This window comes from Mesorhizobium sp. M0184 (assembly GCF_040322215.1).
Lineage (GTDB): Bacteria > Pseudomonadota > Alphaproteobacteria > Rhizobiales > Rhizobiaceae > Mesorhizobium.
Genome location: NZ_JAMYSZ010000011.1, coordinates 81049 through 104833, shown reverse-complemented (window position 1 = coordinate 104833; position 23785 = coordinate 81049). Strand labels below are relative to the sequence as shown.

Below are 23785 nucleotides of genomic sequence, written 5' to 3'. Positions count from 1 at the left end.
CGCCGGTCGTCAGCCGCACTCTGCGACGCCAAGTGACATCACTTGGCTGCAAATGCTTTAAAAGCTGATTTTCATCGCGACGATGCGGTCCCAGAACAGCACGAGCGAAATCGCCAGGCCGACCAGGGCGCCGGCGGCGATCAGGCCGAGGCCCGAGAAGAACGCCGACCAGCCGTTGCTGCGCGCAGGGACATGCAGCGGCGGCTCAGCCTCCGCCACCAGGGCGCGTTTCAGGCCGGCGACGGCCTGCTCGATGCCGCCTTCCATCATCCTCTGGCGTTCGACGACGCGCTCGGCGACATAGCGCGTCACCTGATCGGCAACGACCTTCATCTCGGTCGACTCGGCGAGCACGACGCGGCCGATGCGCGTGTCCTTGAGAAAGCGGTAGGTGCGGCGGTCGCGTCCCATGGCGACATGGCTGACCGCGTCGATCCACAGCCGTGGTTGCAGGCCGGACGAGACGGCGAAGTCGAAACTGTCCATGTCGGTGGGTACGTCGCCGAAGACCGGCGCGAGTTCGGCGGCAAGCAGATCGAGCCGCATGCGATGCGCTTCGCGCATCTCGACGACGACGTCATCGCGGTCGGCGAAGGCGTTCTTGACGTCGCGAATGGCATCGGACAGTTTTCGCGACTGATCGATCTGGGTGATGTTCTCGCCTGCGTCCTTCATCGGCGTTGCCTCGCGGGGTTTGGTTAACACCGAATTAACACAGCCGCCGCCAAAATGCACTTGCGAGATCGATGAGCGGGCAAGGGTTCGCTGGAGCAGCACCAGCGCCGCCGCCGTGCCTGCGCGAAGACCGATCAGCTCGCCGCAGCGGCGAATCCCGGACGAAGCCGCCTGCTGCGGCGTCGCATATTGCGACGGACAGCCTCGACGACCAGGCCGGGCGCTTCCTCGACCAGCATATGGCCGGCTTCCAGCACGTGGTGCAGATGAAAATGCTTCGGCACGCCGTCCGCCTGGCTGACGGGCAGCACCGCGTCGTCGGTTCCCCAAACCACCATGACCGGCATGTTCAGCGTTTCCAGCCGTTCGCGCTGAATGACGCCTTGCCGATCATCCCTGGTCATGGCGGCTGCGAACTCGACAAGTGTCCGCGACTGGCCGGGACGCCGGCGCATCTCGTTGACGAGATCGACCCTATGCTGCAAGGGCCGGCTTTGCGGTCCCGACATGGCGGCAAGACAGGCGCGGATTTCATCCGTGCCGGCAGCGGCGGCGTAGCGACGCAGCAGCGGACCATTGATCTCAGGACCAAAACCGCCCGGCGACAGCAGCGTCAGCGAGGCCATCTTTTCAGGCTCGCTCAATGCCATCAGGGCGGCCACGGCGCCGCCCATCGAATGACCGACGAGATGAGCCCGCTTTATCCCGCGAGCGGAAAGATCGGCAAGGACGGCACTGGCTGCAATCCTGGCCGGACCGCCGCCCGGAAAATCGAGCGACAGCCCATGTCCCGGCAGATCATAGGCCAGGGTCCGCGCGCCGGGCGCCAGAGACTCGGCCACGTCGCGCCAGTCGTCGTGGCAGCCACCGAAACCATGCAGGAAGGCGATCGTTGTCGGGCCGGTGCCCCGTTCGGCAGCGTAAAGGGATGGGGTCATGCAAACTTTATGGCTTGGTGCCGGGATCAGTCAGGATGCCGGGGGCGGTCTTATGCGGATCAGTCTTTGCGGGAGGTCAGACTTATGCGGAGATCAGTCTTATGCGGGATCAGACCTATGTGGGATCAGATTGGCCGGTTCAAATTGTGTCTGAATTGCGCTTTGGCCGTCCGGATGGCCAGTAAAATCTTCGCGATCACCTGACGTCGTGCACGCGCCGGGAGACGTCAGCTGGCGCCGCCAAGGCCGGCGGCGCGCAGGGCTTCCACCAGCCGGTTGGTCAGATCGGCGGGATATCTTCGTTCGACGAAAGTTGCGCGCGGATCGGCTGCGAATTTCGGGAATTTGGCGGTCAGTTCCTGCAGCAGCCTGCTCGCCAGCTTCTCGCGGCCGGCAGCCTTGGCGCCGATCAGCCGCGCCGCCAGATAATGCGATTTCATTTCCGTCGTTCGCAAGCCGTCGCTGGCGAGCGTGGCCTTGTGAATGTCGCCCATCATGAACTCTCCGGCGAACAGCCCGTAATCCCACCATGTCGGATGGGCGCTGGCGATGTCCACCGCGTGAGCGATGATCGGGGTGCCCTCGCTGTACCTGCCGGCGAAAACCAGCCCGTAGCCATAGGCGGCGGCCATTGCGAGATCGTAGGGATTGAGCTCATAGGCCTTGCGCATCCAGCGGATCGATTCCGCGGAATCGCCCATGCGCGAATTGAGATAACCAAGGGCGCGGTGCGCGTAGGGGCTGGTCGGGCCCATCTGGATGGCGCGATGGGCAAACGTCATCGCTTTGTCGATCGTCGCGTCGGCGGGGTAGGGATAGTGGTCGGTGACCGCTTCGAGATGCAAGGAAGCGAGTTCCGAATAGACGAGCGACGACTTTGCCTCCCGGTTGGCAAGATCTTCGAGGCAGCGGTAAGCGGCTCCGTGCGTCTGGGCGTTCTGGTCGAGATAATATTTGCCGTTGAGCACCAGACACGCCGTCAGCCCGGTCTGGATGCCGCTCTGCTCGATGTAGTTGTAGATCGTGCCCGAGGCGGGAAGAGCCGAGCTCAAAATGCCGGAGATCTGGTCCTCGATGGCGGTGTTCGCGCTGTCGCCGGCGGTCAGGTTGCGTGAGAGCAGCACGCGGCCGGTCGCCACGCTTTGCAGCTCGAGCATGATGTCGCCGCTACGCGGCCCGGGCAGGACATCGAATACGAAGCTGGCGGCGTCGGTTACTGGATCGGGCGGGCTGTCGGCATCACGGCCGATGAAATTGATGGTATCGAAGCCGCTGAGGCCGGCGCGCAGCGATGCGGCGACACGGCGAGCCAGGTCGCTGTCGGCCTTGATGGCGATGTAGACCTGGGGGAGGTTTTCAACCGGAGGCGCTGCTATGCTGCCGGTCGCCACAGCGGTCTCGACCGCCGTGTCGCCGCCGGTCAGCAATACCACGCTGCCCTGGCGAAGGATCAGCACACCCAGCATGAGAATGACCAGCGCGATCGCCAGCCAGAAGAACTGCAAATGCCGCTGCAGCGAAGGTGCAGCAGGGGCGACGGCTGGAACGCTCAGCAATGCAGCCGGATGTGCCCGGTTGCGGGCATCTTCCGGCGAGCCGAGCGGGGCGGTCGCCGCCTCCTCTGTCGCCGGCTGCGGCTTGCTCTCTGCCTCAGCCTCTGCCGGCAAGCGAATGGCGTTGAGCTCGTAGGACGGAACATAGCCGCCGCGCGGAATGGCGATGCGGACCGGATCGGCAACGCCCTCATTGGCGAAATACTGCTGCAGAAGCTCGCGCAGCCTGCCGGCCTGCACCCGCACCACCGCATCGGTCGACGGGTCGAAATCGCCGTCCTTGCCGAAAACGTCCATCGCTATGGAGAAGCCCTTGAGCCTATCGGCTTCGCCTGCCTGCTCGCGCTCGACGAGGTAGCGGAGCAGCTTGCGCGCGCGCTCGGATCGTCCGAACGTTTCGCTGGCAAGCAATCGCTCCAACGTTTCGCGCACTGCGGGGGCGGCAGGCGTGGTATGCTGCAAGTGTCGATCCCTTCGAATTCGGCACAGGTTGAGGTACAATCATATCGCGCTGGCGCCGCCATACAAGCATCTGCTTATGGTGCGATAGCGTACCCACCGGATAAAATTTCCGGTGGGCTGATGCGCGGGCCTGGCGGTCTCGGCTAGCCGCCCTTTCGGCCGACGATGCGGTTGGCCGCCGAAACCACGGCTTCGAGCGAGGCGGCGACGATGTTGGTGTTGATGCCGGCGCCGAACAGCTTGCCGCCCGGATGTTCCATCTCGACATAGGAAATGGCCGAGGCATTCGAGCCGCGCTGCATGGAATGCTCGGAATAATCCAGCACCGACATCGGCACCCCGACATGGCGCGACAGCGCATCGACGAAGCCGTCGATCGGGCCGGTGCCGGTGCCTGATATGGTCACCTCCTTGCCTTTGTCGAGGATCACCGCTTCGACCACGCGCCGGCCCTTGACCTCGGCGTCGGGATAGGTGTGGTGGTCGAGGAACTTCAGCCGCGCGCCGGGCTGGTCGACATAGGTGTCGAGAAAGCGCTCGTAGATGCGCCTGGCCGGCACCTCCTTGCCTTCGGCATCGGTGATCGCCTGGATGGCCTGGCTGAACTCGATCTGCAGGTTGCGCGGCAGGTTGAGGCCGTAATCCGCATGCAGCACATAGGCGATGCCGCCCTTGCCGGACTGCGAGTTGATGCGGATGATGGCTTCATAGCTGCGGCCGACATCGGCCGGGTCGATCGGCAGATAGGGCACCTCCCAGTGCGGCGTGTTGGCCTTGCGCAGCGCCTTCATGCCCTTGTTGATGGCGTCCTGGTGCGAGCCGGAAAAGGCGGTGTAGACGAGCTCGCCGACATAGGGATGGCGCTCGGGGATCTTCAGCTGGTTGGAGTATTCGTAGACGTCCTTCATGCGGTTGATGTCGGAGCAGTCGAGCCCGGGATCGACGCCTTGCGTGTACATGTTGAGCGCCAGCGTGACGATGTCGACATTGCCAGTGCGCTCGCCGTTGCCGAACAGGGTGCCTTCGACGCGGTCGGCGCCCGCCATCAGGCCGAGTTCGGTGGTGGCGATGCCGGTGCCGCGGTCATTGTGCGGATGCAGCGAGATCAACAGGTTCTCGCGTTCGTCGAGATTGCGGCACATCCATTCGATGCGGTCGGCATAGATGTTGGGCGTCGACATCTCGACCGTGGAGGGCAGGTTGATGATCAGCTTGTTCTCCGCCGTCGGCTTGACGATCTCGGTGACGGCGTTGCAGATCTCCAGCGCCACTTCGAGCTCGGTGCCGGTAAAGCTCTCCGGCGAATATTCGAAACGGTAGCCGCCGCCGGCCTTGGCCGCCATGTCGGTGATCATCTTGGCCGCATCGGTGGCGATGCGCTTGATGCCGGCGACGTCCTTCTCGAAGACGACGCGGCGCTGCAATTCGCTGGTCGAGTTGTAGAAATGGACGATCGGGTTGGTGGCGCCCTTCAGCGCCTCGAAAGTGCGGGTGATCAGTTCCGGCCGGCACTGCACCAGCACCTGCAGCGAGACGTCGGCGGGCACGTTGCCCTGTTCGATGCACCAGCGGGCGAAATCGAAGTCGGTCTGCGAGGCCGACGGGAAGCCGATCTCGATCTCCTTGAAGCCCATGTCGAGCAGCAGGGCGAACATGCGCGCCTTGCGTTCCTGGCCCATCGGATCGATCAGCGCCTGGTTGCCGTCGCGCAGGTCGACCGAGCACCAGATCGGCGCCTTGTCGATCACTTTCGAAGGCCAGGTGCGATCGGCAAGACCGACGGTCGGATAGGGCTGGTATTTGCGGGCGGCGTCCGGCATGCCCTTCGCGGGCTTGGCGGTTTCCTCTACATTCAGACGGATATCTTCTCGTGCGTTCATCGTCTTTTCTCCCGGCGGCTCGCGAATCCAGCTTCAGGCGGATTGGTGGCGAGCGGCGCCTTTACCAGAATTTCGTTCGCTTGATGTGACGTGCCAATTTGTGACTGGCCAAGGAGCGTGCGCGTGAGCGGCGAATTCGACCGCCGGGCGCTCCTTCAGCGAACCCGGCGATCGCCGATAAGGCCGAGAAGCAGCAGGGTGGAGGCAAGCGCGCGAACGGTCTGGCCGGCAATGCCGGTCTGACGGGACGCAAAAGAGGTGGCGCGCGGGCTCATGGCGGATTTCATACAGGAGCGGGCAAAGCGAGGCAAGTGGGAGCCTCGCTGTCGCAGAAGCTGCCGATCCAGCCTCAAGACTTGCGTTCCTCGCCGTCGCGAAACGGGGGAGAGGTGGCTGTCCACGGGTCTTGCCTTCGGCAAGCCCAAGGACAGGCTCCGCGGCCGGAGAGGGGGCCTTCGCAGGGCGCAGTCCCCTCTCCGTCTCGGCTTCGCCGAGCCACCTATCCCCATTTCGTGGGGCGAGGAACCCAAGCTGCAATGAAGGCGCGGCGCCGACATGAAGCGATTTTTCCTGATTACAGCAACTTTGTTCTTGCTTTGTGCCGGCAGCTATGCTACTAATTTGGGTATGGTGCTGACTGGCGCCGAGGACCCGCTGTCGAGGCGGGTTTTTTATTTTGCGGTTTTGGCGTCACCTTTCGCGGGCCCAGCCGCTCACCTGATCCAGTTGCTCTTCCCCGAGCCCGGCAAATGCGCCAGAGTCGATTGTCGGCGGGGGTGCGATGGCTCGCCGCCGGGAGGGATCGTCCATGAACTTCGTGTTCTTCTCGCCGCATTTTCCAGCCAATGGCGCCGATTTCTGCGACCGGCTGAAGAAGGCCGGCGCCACTGTGCTCGGCATTGGCGACGCCCCGTTCGATGCGCTGGACGGCAAATTGAAGGCAGCCCTTTCGGAATATTACCGCATCGACGACATGGAGGAGTACGAGCCGGTGTTCCGGGCGATCGGCCATTTCATCCACAAATGGGGCCGCGTCGACCGGTTCGAATCGCTCAACGAGCATTGGCTGGAGCTGGAAGCCAATATCCGCACCGACTTCAACATCTTCGGCACCAAGCTCGACTTCGTCAAGAATTTGAAACGCAAGAGCCGCATGCGGGCGTTCTTCCGCAAGAGCGGCGTCGAAACCATCCCGCAACGCAAGTGCTCCGACCGCGCCGGCGCCATGACCTTCATCCGCCGCGTCGGCTATCCCGTGGTGGTGAAGCCGGATTCCGGCTCCGGCGCCTCGAACACTTTCAAAATCTCCAACGCCGGCGAACTCGACAGCTTCTTCAGGGACAAGCCGGAAGGCGTCAGCTTCGTCATGGAGCAATTCATCGAAGGACTGGTGGTGACCTATGACGGGCTGGTCAACCGCGACGGCGAGGTGGTGCTGGCCGCCAGCCACCGCTACGACCAGAGCGTCATGGAGGTGGTCAACCGCGACCGCCATATGAGCTATGTCTGTTTTCCCGAGATCAGCCGGGCGGTCGAGGAGGCCGGCAGGAAAATCCTCAAGGCGTTCGACGTGCGCGAGCGCTTCTTCCACATCGAGCTGTTCGAAACCAGGGACGACCGGGTCATCGCGCTGGAGGTCAACATGCGGCCGCCTGGCGCCTGGATGACCGATGCCATCAATTACACCTTCGATATCGATGTCTATGCCGCCTGGGCCGACATGGTGGTCAAGGACGCCGCCGGCGGCCCTTACAGGGGCAAGTATTTCACCGCCTATGCCAGCCGCAAGCGGCATCTCAACTATGTGCACAGCCATGCCGACGTGCTGGCCGCCCATGGCGACATGATCGTCCATCATCACGCCATCGAGGAGGTTTTCAGCCGCGCCATGGGAAACTACGCCTATCAGTTGCGCTCCAAGGACCCGAAGGCGCTGCGCCGGGCGGTCGACTACATCCATGCGGAAAAGGCGTGAGGCGATGGACGTTTCCTACCACAAGGGTTTTGGCCGCAACCTCGGCCGCGACATGGAATACAAGCGCTACGGCCATGCCGGCCGACCCGTGGTTGTGTTCCCGACTTCGCAAGGGCGGTTCTACCAATTCGAGGATTCCGGCGCGGTCTCGGCTCTCGCCGAGTTCGTCGACACCGGTCGCATCCAGTTGTTCACGCTGGACGGCATCGATGCGGAATCCTTCTTCGACCGCCATGCCGAGCCGGCCCATCGCATCGCCCGGCATGAAGCGTATTTCCGCTATGTGCGCGACGAGGCGCTGCCGGAACTCCTGTCTGTCGCAGCCGAGGCCAATGGCGGGCGTACGCTGAAGCCGCTGTTTTGCGGCTGCTCGATGGGCGGCTACCATTCGTCGAATTTCGTCTTCCGCTTTCCGGAACTGGCCAGCGGCGTCATCGCGCTGTCGGGGGTTTACTCGACCCACGACTTCTTCGGCAGCGCGCTCGACGGACAGATTTTCTTCAACTCGCCGCTCGACTACCTGCCGGGTATCGTCGATCCGGGGCTGCTTGTCAGGCTGAAGGCGCTGCGGCTGATCTTCTGTTGCGGGCAGGGTGCCTGGGAGGAACGGATGCTGGCCGATACGCAGGCGCTGGAACAGATCCTGCGTGACAAGTCGATTCCGGCCTGGGTCGACTATTGGGGCGGCGATGTCGCCCATGACTGGCCGTGGTGGCACAAGCAACTGGTCTATTTCTTCGCCCGCTGGCTGGACGACGATCTGATGCACCGGCTGGATTAGGCCACCTGGGGGAAGGAAATGACTACGCCCGATGCCATCCGCCGCTTTGTCGAAGCCACCAATGCCGGCGACACCAAAGCTTTCCTCGAGACGTTCACGCCCGATGCCTTCCTGAGCGACTGGGGCCGGTCGTTCAAGGGCCGCGAGCAGATTGCGCGCTGGAACCAGTCGGACAATATCGGCGTGCAGTCCAAACTTAGCATCATTCGTATCGAACCGGCGGGCGAGACCTATCACGTCCGCATTGCCGTCACAGGCAACGGCTTCGACGGCGAGGGCGACATGGCGTTCACCCTGGACGGCGACCGCATCTCAAGCCTGGTGATCAGCTGAAGGATATTTTGAAGGCTCTTTAGGCCACCTCGCCGACACGGCCGCCGTTGCTCGCGCGGGACTCATTGGCTTGATGCAAAAAACATGACTCTGTTTATCATCTTTTAGTGGAAACGCCAGGCCGGCTGTGGCATTCCGGCGTGGCGAGGACGCCGTATGGCGGTTCAAATGGCACCGAAAGGCTGAGCGATGGAGCAATTGAGTGCGCAAACCCGGATCAGCGGTGCCGCCATCCGGTCGGTGATGGACAGGCTGCGCGCCGAGCACGGCGAATCCGAGATCGATACCGGCCTTGCCGATCATTGGGAATTTCGCACGCACTACGGCTCGTTGAAGGCGACGCTCGGTGACGACAGCGTGCTGATCAGCGTCGCGGCCGAGGACCAGACCTGCCTGTCCTACATGAAGATGGCGGTCGCCGGCCATTTTTCGCAACATCTCGGCACGACCAGGGGCATCGCCTGGCAGGGCGACGGCAGCGATGCCGCTACGCCGGTGTTCTTCCGCGAGATCACGGTGCTGTCCTCGACGCGGATTTCTCCGCATATGCAGCGCGTCCGCTTCACCGGCAACGATCTCGGCCGCTTTGGCCGTGGCGGCCTGCATGTGCGGCTGCTGCTGCCGCCGCGCGGCAGGCTGCCGGTGTGGCCGTCGATGGGCGCCGACGGCCTGATGGTCTGGCCGTCGGGCGAGGACGCGCTCGTCGTGCGGGTCTACACGATCCGGGCGCTGGATGCCGCAAGTGGCTGGCTGGATGTCGATTTCGTCCTCCACCCCGGTATGGATACGCCGGCGGCCGCTTTCGCCGAAAAGGCGGTTGCCGGCGAGGTAATCGCCATGATCGGACCCGGTGGCGGCGGCGTGCCCGAGGCGCAAAACCTGCTGCTGCTCGGCGACGACACCGCGCTTCCGGCGATCGGCAGGATGCTGGAGCAGCTTTCGCCGTCAACCCGCGCCGAAGCGTTCATCGAGGTCGACGGCCCGGACGACCGGATCGCGCTGGCCGCAGGCGAGACCGTCGCTGTCACCTGGCTCTATCGGCATGGGCGCGAGGCTGGCACAGCCAGCCTGTTACCGGCGGTGCTGCGGCAGCGGAGCCGGACCGCGCTTGCCGACAATCTCTATGTCTGGGCCGGATGCGAGTTCGGCGATTTCCGCGAGATCCGCAGGATCGTCCGCAAGGAATGGGGTGTGCCGCGCGACCGGCACCTGGTCACCGCCTACTGGCGCCGCGGGGCGCAAGCGGCGGACGGTGGCGAAGAATAGTGCACCGTCCCTCGGGGGCAGAGGATCGCATATGGATTCTTGCGAAGAAGACCCCCACCCCTAACCCCTCCCCACAAGGGGGAGGGGAACTTTTGCGGCAGCGCCACTCAGCGGCAAACTTCGACGATTCTAGCCGAAACAGCAGCGGCATCGTCCCCCTCCCCCTTGTGGGGAGGGGTTAGGGGTGGGGGTACGCGGCCTGGCAAATGCCCCAAACTTCCATATGCGATTCCCCTGCTGCACGAGGGCGGCGGGGTCAGCGGCGGTCGGATAAGAAGGCGATCGCCGGGGCCGCCAGCAGCGCGACGAGGCCAGCGCCGGCGAAGAACGCGCCATAGCCGAAATACTGCGCGGCGTAGCCGGCCGCGATCCCGCCGGCCATGCTCATCAGTGCGTCCATGCACTGGAACAGCGTGAAGTCGACGCCCGCCTGTCTTGGATCTGACCAGCGCATGAACTGCGCGTAAAGCGCGACGAAACCGAGAGCCATGAAGCCGGACGAGCTGAGCACCGCGATGGCCATCAAAGCGGTGGTCGAGAAGCCACCAAGAAAATCGAAGACCGAAAAGAAGAACAGCGATCCGGCCTGCAGGAAAAGCGCCAGGACGAGCACGTTGCGCGGGCCGAACCATTTGACGAGAGCGCCGCCGGCGAGTGCGGCAGCCAGGCCGACGAACATGCTGCCGACGCCGTTGACAAGTCCGACCATCGAGAGGTCTAGCCCTGCGTCGATCAGGAATGGTCCGAGCATGGCGAGTGCCGCCTTCTGGGCCAGGACATAGATGGCCGACGCTGCCAGGCCGCGCCGAATTTCGGGACGCTTCAGCGCGTCGAGGAGGCTGGGAACATGCTCGCGCGTCTCCTCGCGCGCGCGGCTGGCCGCGCCGAGCAGGAAGGGCAGACCGAGCGGCAGGAGCAGCAAGGCCATCGCCCAAACGGCGATGCGCCAGCCATAAGCGTCGACCAGAAGCAGAAACAGGCCGGCGCCGATGGCCGAGCCGAGGTAGGCGCCGCCGACCTGCGCGGCATTGCCCCAGCCGTGGTTTTCCCTGGCCAGGCTCTGCACGGCGAAACCATCGCAGGCAATGTCGACCGTCGAGGCGGCGAAGGCGACGATGGTCAGGCAGGCCAGGACAGGCCACCAGGCCTCCGGGCCGAGCGCGCCGACGGCCCACAGCCCGGCGATGGACACGAGCCCACCGGCGGCGACGATCGTGCCGGTGCGGTTCTTGCCGACCGGCGGCAGCCGATAGCGCTCGACGGCCGGCGCCCATAGAAACTTGAGCGCCCATGGCAGCGCGATCAGCGAAACCAGGCCGATCCGGTCGAGCGGCAGGCCCTGGTCGCGCATCACCGCCGGCAGGCCCGCCCAGGTGATGCCGCCGATTACGCTCTGCGCGACGTAGAGCCCGCCGATCGCCAGGACGATCGCGACAGGCGTCGATGCCCGGCTGGAAACGGCGATCGACATCAGAAGCGGTAGCGCAGGCTGGCGAACAGCGAGCGGCCCTCGTCGCGGTAGCAATAGCCGGCCGAGCAGATGGATTTTTGAGTGTCGAACAGGTTCTTGGCGTTGACCTGCAGCTTCACGCCCTCGAGTTTGGGATTGCGGTAGCCGAAATCGTAGGAGAGCGAGGCGTCGACGAAGGCGCGCGCGTCGTTCTTGAAGGTGTTGGTGTCGTCGCCATAGCTCGAGCCGGCAACGCGAACGCCGCTGCCCAGCCCGAGCCCCTGCAGCGTGCCGTCCTCGAACTGGTACTGCGCCCAGAGCGACAGGATGTGATTTGGCGTCGCCGACAGTTCCTTGCCTGCGGTTCCCGTGGCGCCGCGTTCGATTTTCACGCGCAGATAGGTGTAAGAGGCGAGTATGCTGAGGCCGTTGTCGAGCGAGGCGCTGGCTTCCAGTTCGACGCCGCGCGAGTTCAGGTCGAGCTGGCGCTGCTTGTTGATGCCGGTCGAGGCGTCGAAGACGACGCCATCCTTCTGGTCGATGTCGAACAGAGCGGCGCTGACGGCGGCGTTGTAATCGGCAAACTCGTATTTGACGCCGATTTCCTTTTGCGTCGCGATGGTCGGACGGGCGACGCGACCGATGGGGCTGCTGACATCGTCATAGACGAAGCCGATATTGGGCGAGAACGACGTCGAATAGTTGACATAGGGCGTGATGCCCCATTCGGTCTGGTAGGACAGGCCGAGCCGGCCGGAAAGGGCACTGTCGTCCTGCTTGGACTTGGTGAAGTCGGCGGCGGTCGAGGTGGTATCGGCCCAGTCGTAGCGACCGCTGGCGAACAGGGTGAAATCGTTCCACTCCATCTGGTCATGCAGGTAGGCGCCGAGCTGGTTCATCTCCTGCCCGCCAGAGTAAGGAACCGGAGCGGCCTTGATGTCGTCGACGGAAACGTAGGAGATACCGTTGCCGGCGTCATAGTTCGACCAGGCGTAATCGATGCCGGCTACCGCCGTATGCCTGACCTGGCCGGTATCGAATTCGAACTGCGCCATGTTGTCGACGACGAAGTTCTTCATGGTCTCGGTGTAGTGGCCCCAATAGCGTTTCAGATCCACGCCGGCCGGGTAATGACCGCTATATTCGATGTCGGCGTCGACGGCGCTGTAGCGAAGGTTCTGCCGGACCGTCAGCACGTCGTTGAAACGGTGCTCGAATTCGTAGCCGATGCGGCCCTGGGTCTGGTCGAAGTCGTTCCAGGCGGGATCGCCCTCATAGAGGTGCGTCAGAGCGCCGCCCGAATTGTAAAATGCAGCGGTGGCGCCGGTGACGGATTTCGAATATTCGCCGAGGATGGTCAGCTTGGTGTCCTCATCCGGCTTGAAGGTGACTGCCGGCGCCAGATAGATCTTGTCGTCGGGATAACCGACCAGGTCGGTGTCGCTGGTGCGGCCGAGGCTGGTGAAGCGATAGAGGACGCTGCCATCTTCGTTCACCGGGCCGGAAGCGTCGAGTGCGGCCTGGAAGCGATTGTGTGCGCCGAGCAGCATTTCGACTTCGCGGAACTGTTCTTCCTTGGGGCGCTTGGTGACCAGATTGACGATGCCGCCCGGACCGCTGATGCCGTAAAGCGAGGAGGCCGGACCCTTCAGGATGGTGATGCCCTCGATGCCGTAGGGCTCGGTCTTGAACCAGGCCGAGGGGCCGTTGTACTGGCGCAGCCCGTCGCGGAACATACCGTTGTAAAAGGCCTGGAAGCCGCGCAGGAAGAAGGCATCATAGCGGGTGTCGAAGCCGAAGCTGTTCGGATTGGCGCTTGCGACATAGCCGAGCGATTCGTTCAGCGCGCGTGGCTTCTGGTCCTCGATCTGCTTTTGCGTCACAACCGAAACGGCTTGCGGAATCTTGACCATCGGCGTGTCGGTCTTGGTGCCGATGCGGTCCTTCTTGGCGACGTAGCCGTCCTGCACGAGGATCTCGTCGCTCTCGGCATCGACCTCGATCTTGTTGAGAACGGTGACGCCGCCCTGGTCCTGGGCGTGAGCCGGCCCGGACAGGCCGAGCAGGGCCATGCTGCCCGGCAGTGATATCCCCAGGAGCCATGTCATCGTCCGTTTCCGCATCAACTCGTCTCCACTCTTCCGTACATTGACGGAAGGGGCTCTCAAATCTGAGTATTTGAGTCAAGTTATTTTTTGAGCTCGTGCGGGTGCTGGCCCGATACGGTCGGCGACAGCAAAGTGCGACCGGTTTCAGGAAAACCAGCTGCCAATCAGGGAGAGGCAAGCTGCTATGGTTTGAGGCTTCTCGCCACCAGCCGCGCCACGCTTGGGCCGACCAGAAGCACGATCAGGAAGCGTGCCGATTGCAGCGCCATGACGAAGGAGATGTCGACATGCTGCGCGGCGGCGGCGATGATGGCGACGCTGTCCATGCCGCCGGGGCTGGTTGCCAGATAGGCGGTCAGCGGATCGATGCCGAGCAGGCGGCTGATCAGGAAGGCGAGGCCGCCGCAAAAGACGATCAGGGCAATAATCGAGCCGACGATCTGCGGCAGCGCGCGGGCCGCGTGGCGCAAAATGGCCCTGGTGAAATTCAGGCCGATGCTCCAGCCGATCATCGTATAGCTCAAGGCAAGCAGCCAGGGTGGCAACTGCATGGTCACGCCGAGCCCGAGATGGATCACGGTGCCGAAAATGAAGGTGCCGAGGAAAAACGGCGACGGCAGCCGGAAAAGCTTTCCGGCGAGGCCGCCGACCAGCGCCACGCCGAATGTTGCGGCCAAGCCTTGCGGGTCGACCGGCGGGAACCAGACGATGGCCGGCACCTCGATGCCTGAGGTGTCGACCCAAAGCTTGGCCACCAGGGCTGCCGTCATCGAGACGCAGATGACGCGCAAATAAAGCATGAAGGCGACGAGGCGCTGGTCGGCGCCGAAGGCACCGGCCATCAGCACCATGGCGGTAGCGGCGCCCGGCGACGAGCCCCAGACCGCGGTGGTGCCGGGCAGGATGCGCCAGCGGCTGATCAGCCAGCCGAGCAGGCTGGATGCCGCGACCGTCGCCATCACGACGCCAAGGAACAGCGGCCATTCCTTGTAGAAGACGGGAAAGATATCGGCCGAGATGGAACTGGCGACGAGGCAGCCGACGACCGCCTGGGCTGAGCCGAACAGAACCCGCGGCACGCGCACCGTGGCGCCGTTGGTGCCGGCAGCGATGGCCGCCAGCATCGGTCCGATCAAGAGCGCGGCGGGCAGGGCGGCGAGTTCCAGCGCGCCGGCAAACAGCACCGAGACCACCACCAGGACCGGCCACTGCCAGGCCCTGTGGATCCGCGCCAGATGCTCGATGGCCGGCGGGTTCGGGGAAGAATCCATAGATGGGCTCTTAGACCGGTGGCGAAAAAATGCGAACCCTTTTTGCGCGGAAAAGGGCTTGGGTGGTAATGGCACCAACCATCCGCAGCGATCCTTCGCGCCCCCCTCTGTCCTGCCGGACATCTCCCCCTCTAGTGGGGAGATTGGATGTCACGTCGGCCTTCGCCAATCTCCAAAAAAGAGCGCTGTCGGCGAAGCTGCCAATCTCCCCACTTGAGGGGGAGATGGCCGGCAGGCCAGAGGGGGGCACTGTCCCATAGGCCTCTCCCTCTATCCCGCCTTCACCGCCGGCAACCCGAACCCGCCAACAGGATGCGTCTCCACCTGGAACTCGAAGCCGGCGATGATCGGCCGTGCCTTGGCGATTGCCGCCTGGACTTCGGGCAGCTGCAGCGAAGCCTTGTGGCTTTCGGCGTCGGTCCACACTTCGGTCACCCAGATCGCGTCGGCATCGGCCGGGTCGGTGGCGATGATGTAGTTCAGGCAGCCGGGCATGGCGCCGGTGCTGGCGAGCAGGATATCCATCATTGCGTCACGCTGGCCGCGCATCGCCCGCATCTTGCCGATCAGTCCGTACATTCGCTTTGCTCCGTTGAGATGACGCAACCAGGAGTATGCAGTTCGCCGTCTACGGCATCAACTGCCCGCCATTCACCTCGATCACCTGGCCGGTGATGTAGCCGCTCAACAGATCGGAGGAGAGGAACAGATAGGCGCCAACGCAGTCCTCGGCGGTGCCGGCGCGGCCCTGCGGGATGGTGGCGATCATGCCCTTCATCTGGTCGTCGGTCGAGTAGCGCTCGTGGAAAGGTGTCGCGATCGTGCCGGGCGCCACCGCGTTGACGCGGATGTTGAAACCGATCAGCTCCTTGGCCATGCCGCGCGTGACGTTGGAGACGAAGGCCTTGGCCGAGCCGTACAGGCCGGCGCCGCCGCCGGCGCCGTTGCGCGCGGCGATCGAGGAGGTGTTGACGATGAAGCCACCCTGCCGCTTCAGCCATGGGATTGCCTTGCGCGAAGCTGTCAGCACGGAACGCGCGTTGAGGTCCATCACCGCGTCGTAATGCGCCTCGGTCTGCTCGGCATAGGCCACGCGGCCGAGCATGCCGCCGGCATTGTTGACGAGGCCGTCGAGCCGGCCGAAATGTTGCGCACTGTCCTCGACGACGCGCTCGACATCGGCGGGAATCGAGAAATCGCCCTGGGCGAGGAACACGTCGCCGCCGCCGTTGCGAATGGTCGCGGCCAGGTTTTCGGCAGCCGCGCGGCTCGAATTGTAATGCAGTGCGACGCGGCATTTCTGCGCGGCGTAGGCGAGTGCGAGCGCCGCGCCGATGCCGGTCGAGGCGCCGGTGACCAGGACCGCCTTTCCGGCAAGGTCGGGGATGACGAGAGAGGGGCTGACAAGGGTGGTGGTGGCTGGCACGTCTATTCCTCCGGGGACTCTGCCTGCTCTTCGTAGGCCCTCGCAGTCCTCGCGTTCAAGTCCGTAAAAGTTTAGGGCGGTTCACCGTTTCACGGAAACGGCGAACCGCTCCCTCTTTGTCTTGACGCAATTCCGGACGGCAAACCGTTTCACACTTTTCCTGGAATTGCCCTATGGCCTGAGATAGGCGTAGCCCTGGCGTTGCAATTCGGCGAGCTTGACGACGCCGCCCCTGTCGGCTGCATGGAAGCCGTCGAGCAGGTCGGCCAGGCCGATATCCATGCCGTGCATGGTGTTGGCGCAAGCGTGCGGGCTGAGCCCATCCTGGACAAGGCCGGCGAACCGCCCGGAAATGGCGGCCGATATACCCTTCGACTTGAAGGCGGCAAGTGCCGGGCCGTGCACGACAAGCGCGATGTCGACTTTGCCGTCGGTGCCTTCGAAGTGGTTCTTGATGTTGCCGAGCACGAAATTGACCTTGTCGAGATCGCTGAGGTGATAGGCGACCTTTTGCCTTTCCTCTTCGACGGCCTTGACTTCAATGGCTGCCGCCTTGGTGGGGCGCAGCCCGAAAAGCCCGGCGGCTCCGGCAAGACCGACGCGGAAAATATCGCGGCGTCGCATGGCTTCATCTCCCATTTGGCCGGCCGGCGCAATTTGCGTGGCCTCGACCTCGATCCTAGCATAAATTGAAGCCACGTCTTGTCGGGGCAGGGGGAGCCAGCATGATATCAAGGACCGTGATGGGCGCCGGAGTTGGGGTTGCCTTGCTTGCCGCCGTCGCCGGTGCTGCTTTCGCGGACGACACGCTCAAACTCACCGAGCTCAGCCCCGACGGCAAGGACGCGTGCTTCGGCCGCGTCTACGACGCCGCGCATCTCAAGTCGCATCCGCAGCAGAAGGTGGCGCGCATCTTCTTCTATTACGGCCGCGATCCGGTCAGCCGACCAAACGAGGAGCCAAGCACCGGCATCGATTCCTCCTACAATGGCTTCATGGCGACGACGGTGCGCGGCGCCGAGGCGCCGGAATGGCTCGGCGGCTGGTGCAGTCATGAGTCGGAGGACGGCAAGTCCGGCCCGATCCGCTGCGGCATGGACTGCGATCGCACCATGGCTTCGCTGAAGGTCGACGACAAAGGCCGGCTGATCGTCTCGGACGTGCAGCCCGATCTCTATCTCGACGCCGGGTCGGAAGACGAGCTCGGCAAGGCGGAGTACGAAAGGCAGGCGCTGGGCAAGGACGACAACGGCTTCAGGCTCGACCCGATGCCGGCCGCCACCTGCAAGGCGGAGTTCGCGCGCATCGACCCGATCGACCCGGCCCTTGGCGCGCCATTGCGCGAGCGGCTGAAGCCGGACCAGCCCTTCTGCTACGGACGCGACTACGATGCCGCGCATCTCGGCTCGCATCCAGACCAGCTGACCCAGTCGATCAGGGTGTTCCGCGGACCGGTCGAGCTGGCGTCTTTCGCCAAGGAGGGCGATCCGGCCAATTGGCCAAGCGGCGCCGATATCGCCGTTTCGGTTACCACGCGGCAGAAATCGGCCAAGGTCACGCAGGTCTATAACTGTCAGGGCGAGGGCGACCAGTGGCGCTGCGCGGCGAGCGCGAAGACGGGTGCTGCGTCCTGCGATATCGCGCAAAGGGAGGTCTTCCTTCGCCGCGGCGCCAACGGCACGATGATGCTGGCCAACCCGAACAGCGGCCTGCCGATCATCGATCTGTGTTCGGCGGAGGGCGACACAATGTCCGACGACAAGGTCTACCGGCTGGAGCCGATGCCGCAGGCTGCCTGCGGGCCTTGATCGTAGTTCGGATCCCCGGTTCGAAATTAGCCGAATGTGACGAGGAGGTGGATGCAATGCGCAAGACAAAGGGGTTTTGGTCCGGCCGCTCGCAGGCGGTGCGCTTGCCGAAGGAGTACCGTTTCGACACCGAAGAGGTTTTGATCCGCCGCCACGGCCAGAGCGTCATATTCGAGCCTCTTGCCCAGGATTGGGCTTGGCTGGACAGAGTGATAGGTCCGGTTGACGACGATTTCGCGGAGGCAGCGTTGGAAAGTTCGTCGGATCAGGCCCTGGAATCCATGGCGTGCAGCGGCTCGGAATGAGAGCTGCAGCGATCCTTCGCGCCCCCCTCTGTCCTGCCGGACATCTCCCCCTCAAGGGGGGAGATCGGCAGCTTCACCGACAGCGTTCTTCTTTGAAGATTGGCGAAAGCCAAAGCGACATCCAATCTCCCCCGTTGAGGGGGAGATGTCCGGCAGGACAGAGGGGGGCGCGAAGGATCACCACTGAGCGATTTTTCTCCGCGACGCCACCTCACGCGAACGGCACGGCCGTCGTGCCTTTGGGCAGTTTCGCTTCGTCGTCGGGTTCGACATGGATGATGACCCGCACGGAAGGGATTTCGGCCTGCAGCGCGTCTTCGATGCGGTCGCAGATGACGTGGCTGGCGCCGACCGACATGTCGGCGTCGACGACCAGGTGGAACTCGATGAAGGTGGCGCGGCCGGCGATGCGCGTCTTCAGGTCGTGGACCTCGAGCGCGCCCTTGCAATTGGCCGAGATGATGTCGCGTATGCGGATATGTTCCTGGGTGTCGACGGCGCGGTCCATCAGCCCGTTCATCGACGAGCCGATGACGTGCCAGCCCTGCCACAGAATGTTCAGCGCCACGATCACCGCAAGAGCTGGATCGAGAACCTGCCAGCCGGTCAGTACGGCGCCGACCAGGCCGATGAACACACCGACCGAGGTCGCCACGTCGGTCATGATGTGCCTGCCGTCGGCAACGAGAGCCGGCGATTTTTCGCGTCGGCCGGTGCGGATCAGCGTCAGAGCCCAGACAGCGTTGATGACCGTTGCGACGCCATTGACGGCAAGGCCGGTCCATGGCTGTTCCAGCAGGGCGGGATGCTGCCAGGACCACCAGACCTCATTGAGGATCAGCAAGGCGGCAAGCACGATCAGCACGCCTTCGAGGACGGCCGAGAAATACTCGGCCTTGTGGTGGCCGAACGGATGGTCCTGGTCGGCTGGCTTGTAGCTGACCTGGATCGCCCAATAGGCGGCGGCAGAGGCAATGACGTTGACGATCGATTCCAGCGCGTCCGAATAAAGCGCGACCGAACCGGTGACGTACCAGGCCACCAGCTTCAGGCCGAGCACGACGCAGGCGACGACGATCGACCAGAAGGCGAGGCTGGCGACCTTCTGCCTGGCGGCGGCTTTGATTTCCGCCGCGGTCACTGGGGAAAAGATCCCAACACTGAGCCCTCGAATTAAGCGGCCTTTTCCTTGGCCTTGCGCGGCAGGTGCGCGACGATGTTCTCGATGATGCGCATGCCGGCATTGTGGCCGAGCGTCATGATCGATTCCGGGTGGAACTGCACTGCGGCGATCGGCTCCTTGCGGTGCTCGAAGGCCATGATGATGCCGTCCTCGGTCTCGGCGGTGACGACAAAACCATCGGGCAGCCGCACCGGATCTGCAAAGATCGAATGATAGCGGCCGACCGTCACCTCCTTGGGCAGGCCGGAGAAGATGATGCCCGGCTTCGACACGCGGATGCGCGACGGCTTGCCATGCATCGGGATGTGCAGTTGGCGCAGCTCGCCGCCATAGGCCTCGGCCAGCGCCTGCAGCCCGAGGCAGACGCCGAAGATCGGCAGGTCGCGCGCACGGGCCCGCTTGATGGTGGCGGCGCAGTCGAAGTCCTTCGGCGTGCCGGGGCCAGGCGACAGCACGACCAGGTTTGGCTTCAGCCGGTCGAAGATCTCGTCCGGCACCGGCGTGCGCACCGTCGAGACGTTGGCTCCGGTCTGGCGGAAATAGTTGGCGAGCGTATGGACGAAACTGTCCTCGTGGTCGACCAGCAGGATGTTGACGCCGTCGCCGACACGCGCGGTGCTGCGTTCGGTGCTGGCGGCATTGCCTGATTTGGCGTCGCGGATGGCGGAGAGCATGGCGGATGCCTTCAGTTCGGTTTCGGCTTCTTCTTCCTCGGGAATGCTGTCGAAGAGCAGCGTGGCGCCGGCGCGCACCTCGGCGATGCCGTCCTTGATGCGAATGGTGCGAAGCGTCAGGCCGGTGTTCATGTCACCGTTGAAATTGACCATGCCGATCGCCCCGCCATACCAGGCGCGCGGGCTCTTCTCGTTCTGCTCGATGAAGCGCATGGCCCATAATTTCGGCGCGCCGGTGACGGTGACCGCCCAGGCATGCGACAGAAAGGCGTCGAAGGCGTCCATGCCTTCGCGCAGCCGCCCCTCGATGTGGTCGACGGTGTGGATCAGGCGGGAGTACATTTCGATCTGGCGGCGGCCGATGACGCGCACCGAGCCCGGCTCGCAGACCCTCGACTTGTCGTTGCGGTCGACGTCCGAGCACATGGTGAGTTCGGATTCGTCCTTCTTCGAATTGAGCAGCTTCAGGATCTGCTCGCTGTCGGAGATGGCGTCGTCACCGCGCTTGATGGTGCCGGAGATCGGGCAGGTCTCGACGCGACGGCCGTTGACGCGCACGAACATTTCCGGCGAGGCGCCGATCAGATATTCGCCCTCGCCGAGATTGATGAAGAAGGAATAGGGCGAAGGGTTGATGCTCTTCAGCTTGCGGGAAATCTCGGAGGGCTGGGTTTCGCAGCGTTCGTAGAACATCTGCCCCGGCACCACTTCGAACAGGTCGCCGCGCTCGAAGCTCTTCATCGCCTTGCGCACCAGCTTGGCATATTCGCCGGGCTCGTGGTCGCCGCGCGGCGGGATGCGGTCGGCGGTCCTGAACGGCTCGACGATTTCGTCGCGCGGCAGGCCTTCGGTCGAGAAGCCATCGCCGGAATAGTCGTAGCGGTCGGTCCAGGCCTTGGTCGAATAGTGGTCGACGACGAGGATCTCGTCGGGCAGGAACAGCACGAGATCGCGCTGGCTTGGCTTGCGCTCGAGCTTGTAGTCGACCGGATCGAACTGGAAGGCGAGGTCGTAGCCGAAGGCGCCATAGAGGCCGAGATTGGCGTCTTCCTCGGTCTTGAACAAAGCCGTGATGGCGCGCAGCACGGTGAAGACGGAGGGAACGCGGCTGCGTTCCTCTTCAGTGAAGATACGATCGGGCTTGGCGACCTCGAGGCGGATGAGTTTGTTGGACGTCTCGGCGATCGTTACGTCGTCAAGGCCGGCAAGCACCGTGCCGATCACCGGCAAAAGCACCTCGCCGCGACGGTTCAGCGCCTCGATGCGCATGGCGCGGCCGCGTGCCGAGATCACCACCGGCGGATCGATGATGGCGGTGTCCCAGCGCGTATAGCGGCCGGGATATTCGTAATTCGAGGAAAACACGGCGCCGCGGCGCGAATTCAGCCCATCGACATAGCCGTCGATCGCCCCCTCGTAAGGCCGGTCATGGCGCTGGCGGGTAATCGCCACGCCACCCGCCGTGACCAAGCGCTCGGCGCCATTCTCCAGAATTTTCGTCGTCATTGCCGTCTCCATCAGCGTCTTTGGGGCAACGGACCCGGGAATGGCTTGAAAAAACAAATGGCCGCCCGGACATTCCGCTGCGGCCACCCTCTATTGTCACGCGAACGCGTTCGAACAGGCCGCTGTCAGCGAGCCCACCACCAAATGGTCTTGATCGAACGCATATTCATGGCGAAATCCATAGCCGCGAAAAGCGGTATGCGCAACAGGTTTGAAAGTCTGTGGGGTGGCTGCCGCTTTCGCAACCCATGGCACATGGCCAAGACCGGCAGTCCTGCCTAGACTCTGCATCAAACAGCAGGAAGACGGGAAAACATCAAATGACCCAGCAGTTCGACCGCGCACGGACGTTCCATTCCCTCCATGTCAAGGGAAACCCGATTGTCCTCTACAACGCCTGGGACCCAGGCTCCGCCAAGATCATCGAGAAAGCAGGGGCCAAGGCCATCGCCACCGGAAGCTGGCCGGTCGCGGCCGCTTTCGGATTCGCCGATGGCGAGAAAATCCCGTTGGAACTGGCGCTCGAAAACATCAAACGCATCGTTGCGGCGGTGGATGTGCCGGTAACCATGGACCTCGAGGGGGGTTACGGGGTCGCTCCGGAGGTTGTCGCCCGCAGCGTGACGCTCGCCGTGCAGGCTGGAGCCGTCGGCTTTAATTTCGAGGATCAGATCGTCGGCGGCAGTGGGCTGCACGACATCGCCATACAGGTGAGGCGGATCGAAGCGGCTGCAGCGGCGGTGAAGACGTCGGGTATTCCGGCCTTCATTAACACCCGAACCGACATTTTCCTGAAGACTAAACCGAATGCGCACGACAAGGCTCTTCTCGATCAGGCGATCGAGCGGGCGCACGCCTACGAAAGGGCCGGAGCGCATGGCTTCTTTGCGCCGGGGCTTGCCGATGAAGGCCTGATCGAGTCGCTCTGCGAGGCAACGGCATTGCCGGTCAACATCATTGCCCTGGCGCATGTGCCGCCGCGCCAGAGGCTTGCCGAACTCGGCGTCGCCCGCGTGAGCCATGGTCCGGTGCCGTACCGGCAGATGGCCGAATGGCTGGAGGCCAAGGCGCGACAGGCGATTTCGGGGTAGCCTGGCGGGGTGCGTCAGTCCTCCAGCGTTCCCGACCTTGCATCGGCGCTCGTCCCGTCGCCGACCAGCTTCAAGAGGTCTTCGCCGGCGCGGATGATGCGGCGGGAACGCCGCGTCAGGATGAGGCCCGCCTGCGGCGCCAACACTTCCGTGCGGCCGTCGGGCTCGCCGGGCGCGTGGACGATGGTGGCAAGGCGCGCACCCTTGGTGACGCGGTCGCCCGGTTTCACGTCGTAAAGGATCGCGCCCGAGCGGGGCGCCGGCATCATCTCGATGTTTTCGAGCGGCGCGACGAGCCCAACGAAGCTGCCAGGCGCGGGCAGCGCCTGGTCCTGGATGACGCCGCGCGCCACCAGCAGCCGGTAGAGCCCTTCGGCATCGGCGCCGGCGAGGGCGCCGTCGACATCGAGTATGCCGCGATATTCGACGGTGGTGGCGACGCGCCGGTCGAGGCACGCGACGTCGGCGGGAACGTTCTGATACGGCATGATCGAGGCGCCTTCGAAGGTGCCGTCGGGGTCTTCGTCCCACAGCATCACCGCATCGACGCCCATGGCCGCTGCACAATCCGCCATGGCCGGCCACAGGCTGGTGTGGACGTAAAGATAGGCGAGGCCCTCATCGTCGCAATGCAGGTCGAGCACGATGTCGTGGCCGATGGAGAGCTGCAGCAGCCGCGTTTTCAGCCGCTGGTCGACTGTGCCGTGCGCCGGCAGCAGCGTGAGGTCGGGCGCGGCGAGCCGCGGAAAGCCGCGATTGAAATTGGTGCGCGTGCCCAGATGAAAGCGGCCCTGATGGTCGCCGTAAAGATATTGCGCGCGGCCGATCGGATTAGCCCAGGGCACGATGGTCATGTTGCCGGTGATGCGGCCTTCGGCTTCCGCCTTGCTGAGCCTCGGCATCAGCGTGTCGATGGCGACGACGCCCGGCAATTCGCCGGCATGAAGTGCCGCCTGCAGATAGACGGAAGGCGCCGTCTTGTCCGTTCCGGCGAAGCGGAAGACGGGGAATTCGTAGGAAACGCCTTCGCTGTCGCCGGCGACGCGTTCGATGGACTTCTGCATGGGATGCCTCCGGGAGAAGAGGCGGAACACATGCCC

Annotated in this window: 20 protein-coding genes; 7 read left to right on the top strand and 13 right to left on the bottom strand. The window is 63.9% G+C overall.

All coding sequences use genetic code 11. From position 1 onward, the window contains the following. Positions 1-57: 57 nt before the first annotated feature. The 4 genes from NKJ23_RS15770 to leuA form a co-directional block, all read right to left on the bottom strand. The gene (locus NKJ23_RS15770; protein WP_352452908.1) at positions 58-675 is read right to left on the bottom strand and encodes a hypothetical protein; all 618 of its coding nucleotides are present in this window, start codon (positions 673-675) and stop codon (positions 58-60) included. A 134-nt stretch (positions 676-809) separates the two neighbouring features. Continuing rightward, positions 810-1613: an alpha/beta fold hydrolase gene (locus tag NKJ23_RS15765; protein ID WP_352680920.1), complete on the bottom strand. Its 804-nt coding sequence runs from the start codon at positions 1611-1613 to the stop codon at positions 810-812. Between the two features lie 227 nt (positions 1614-1840). After that, positions 1841-3628: a tetratricopeptide repeat protein gene (locus NKJ23_RS15760; protein ID WP_352680918.1), complete on the bottom strand. Its 1788-nt coding sequence runs from the start codon at positions 3626-3628 to the stop codon at positions 1841-1843. A gap of 143 nt (positions 3629-3771) precedes the next feature. Next, complete coding sequence (leuA, locus tag NKJ23_RS15755; RefSeq protein WP_352680915.1) at positions 3772-5508, bottom strand: 2-isopropylmalate synthase; 1737 nt, start codon at positions 5506-5508, stop codon at positions 3772-3774. Between the two features lie 808 nt (positions 5509-6316). On the opposite strand from leuA, the gene NKJ23_RS15750 reads away from it, so the two are divergent. From NKJ23_RS15750 to NKJ23_RS15735, 4 genes are all read left to right on the top strand, one after another. Then, complete coding sequence (locus tag NKJ23_RS15750; RefSeq protein ID WP_352680913.1) at positions 6317-7483, top strand: ATP-grasp domain-containing protein; 1167 nt, start codon at positions 6317-6319, stop codon at positions 7481-7483. Between the two features lie 4 nt (positions 7484-7487). Further along, positions 7488-8264 carry an esterase family protein gene (locus NKJ23_RS15745; protein WP_352680912.1) on the top strand — a complete coding sequence of 259 codons (777 nt, stop codon included), beginning with the start codon at positions 7488-7490 and terminating at the stop codon, positions 8262-8264. Positions 8265-8282: 18 nt separating this feature from the next. Beyond that, positions 8283-8597 (top strand): nuclear transport factor 2 family protein, encoded by a 315-nt coding sequence (locus NKJ23_RS15740; RefSeq protein ID WP_352456430.1) that lies wholly within the window; start codon positions 8283-8285, stop codon positions 8595-8597. Positions 8598-8786: 189 nt separating this feature from the next. Continuing rightward, positions 8787-9863 carry a siderophore-interacting protein gene (locus NKJ23_RS15735; protein ID WP_352680910.1) on the top strand — a complete coding sequence of 359 codons (1077 nt, stop codon included), beginning with the start codon at positions 8787-8789 and terminating at the stop codon, positions 9861-9863. Positions 9864-10119: 256 nt separating this feature from the next. Here the strand turns inward: NKJ23_RS15735 and NKJ23_RS15730 are convergent, their stop codons facing one another. From NKJ23_RS15730 to NKJ23_RS15705, 6 genes are all read right to left on the bottom strand, one after another. After that, on the bottom strand, positions 10120-11334 hold the full coding sequence (locus tag NKJ23_RS15730; RefSeq protein ID WP_352680908.1) for an MFS transporter: 1215 nt from the start codon (positions 11332-11334) through the stop codon (positions 10120-10122). Beyond that, on the bottom strand, positions 11334-13421 hold the full coding sequence (locus tag NKJ23_RS15725) for a TonB-dependent siderophore receptor (RefSeq protein WP_352680905.1): 2088 nt from the start codon (positions 13419-13421) through the stop codon (positions 11334-11336). Before NKJ23_RS15725 ends, NKJ23_RS15730 begins: the two co-directional genes overlap by 1 nt. A gap of 182 nt (positions 13422-13603) precedes the next feature. Beyond that, positions 13604-14692, bottom strand: coding sequence for an AbrB family transcriptional regulator (locus NKJ23_RS15720; RefSeq protein WP_352450554.1), 1089 nt, complete (start codon positions 14690-14692; stop codon positions 13604-13606). A gap of 270 nt (positions 14693-14962) precedes the next feature. Then, positions 14963-15271 (bottom strand): putative quinol monooxygenase, encoded by a 309-nt coding sequence (locus NKJ23_RS15715; protein ID WP_352450553.1) that lies wholly within the window; start codon positions 15269-15271, stop codon positions 14963-14965. Positions 15272-15320: 49 nt separating this feature from the next. Then, a complete protein-coding gene (locus tag NKJ23_RS15710; protein ID WP_352450552.1) occupies positions 15321-16118 on the bottom strand; it encodes an SDR family NAD(P)-dependent oxidoreductase in 798 nt (265 codons plus the stop codon). 171 nt (positions 16119-16289) lie between these two features. Further along, entirely contained in the window at positions 16290-16742 is a 453-nt protein-coding gene (locus NKJ23_RS15705) for a DsrE family protein (protein WP_352450551.1), read from the bottom strand. Positions 16743-16843: 101 nt separating this feature from the next. Between NKJ23_RS15705 and NKJ23_RS15700 the strand changes: the two genes are divergently transcribed. After that, complete coding sequence (locus NKJ23_RS15700) at positions 16844-17926, top strand: hypothetical protein (RefSeq protein WP_352680902.1); 1083 nt, start codon at positions 16844-16846, stop codon at positions 17924-17926. A gap of 56 nt (positions 17927-17982) precedes the next feature. After that, entirely contained in the window at positions 17983-18231 is a 249-nt protein-coding gene (locus tag NKJ23_RS15695) for an antitoxin (protein WP_352680900.1), read from the top strand. Positions 18232-18442: 211 nt separating this feature from the next. Here the strand turns inward: NKJ23_RS15695 and NKJ23_RS15690 are convergent, their stop codons facing one another. Together NKJ23_RS15690 and NKJ23_RS15685 are read right to left on the bottom strand one after the other, a co-directional pair. Next, positions 18443-19372, bottom strand: coding sequence for a cation diffusion facilitator family transporter (locus NKJ23_RS15690; protein ID WP_023679526.1), 930 nt, complete (start codon positions 19370-19372; stop codon positions 18443-18445). 32 nt (positions 19373-19404) lie between these two features. After that, the gene (locus NKJ23_RS15685; RefSeq protein WP_352680898.1) at positions 19405-21594 is read right to left on the bottom strand and encodes an anthranilate synthase; all 2190 of its coding nucleotides are present in this window, start codon (positions 21592-21594) and stop codon (positions 19405-19407) included. Positions 21595-21914: 320 nt separating this feature from the next. On the opposite strand from NKJ23_RS15685, the gene NKJ23_RS15680 reads away from it, so the two are divergent. Then, the gene (locus NKJ23_RS15680) at positions 21915-22685 is read left to right on the top strand and encodes an isocitrate lyase/PEP mutase family protein (RefSeq protein ID WP_352680896.1); all 771 of its coding nucleotides are present in this window, start codon (positions 21915-21917) and stop codon (positions 22683-22685) included. Between the two features lie 14 nt (positions 22686-22699). On the opposite strand, the gene NKJ23_RS15675 is transcribed toward NKJ23_RS15680, so the two are convergent. Beyond that, positions 22700-23749 (bottom strand): M14 family metallopeptidase, encoded by a 1050-nt coding sequence (locus tag NKJ23_RS15675; RefSeq protein WP_352680893.1) that lies wholly within the window; start codon positions 23747-23749, stop codon positions 22700-22702. Positions 23750-23785: the final 36 nt, after the last annotated feature.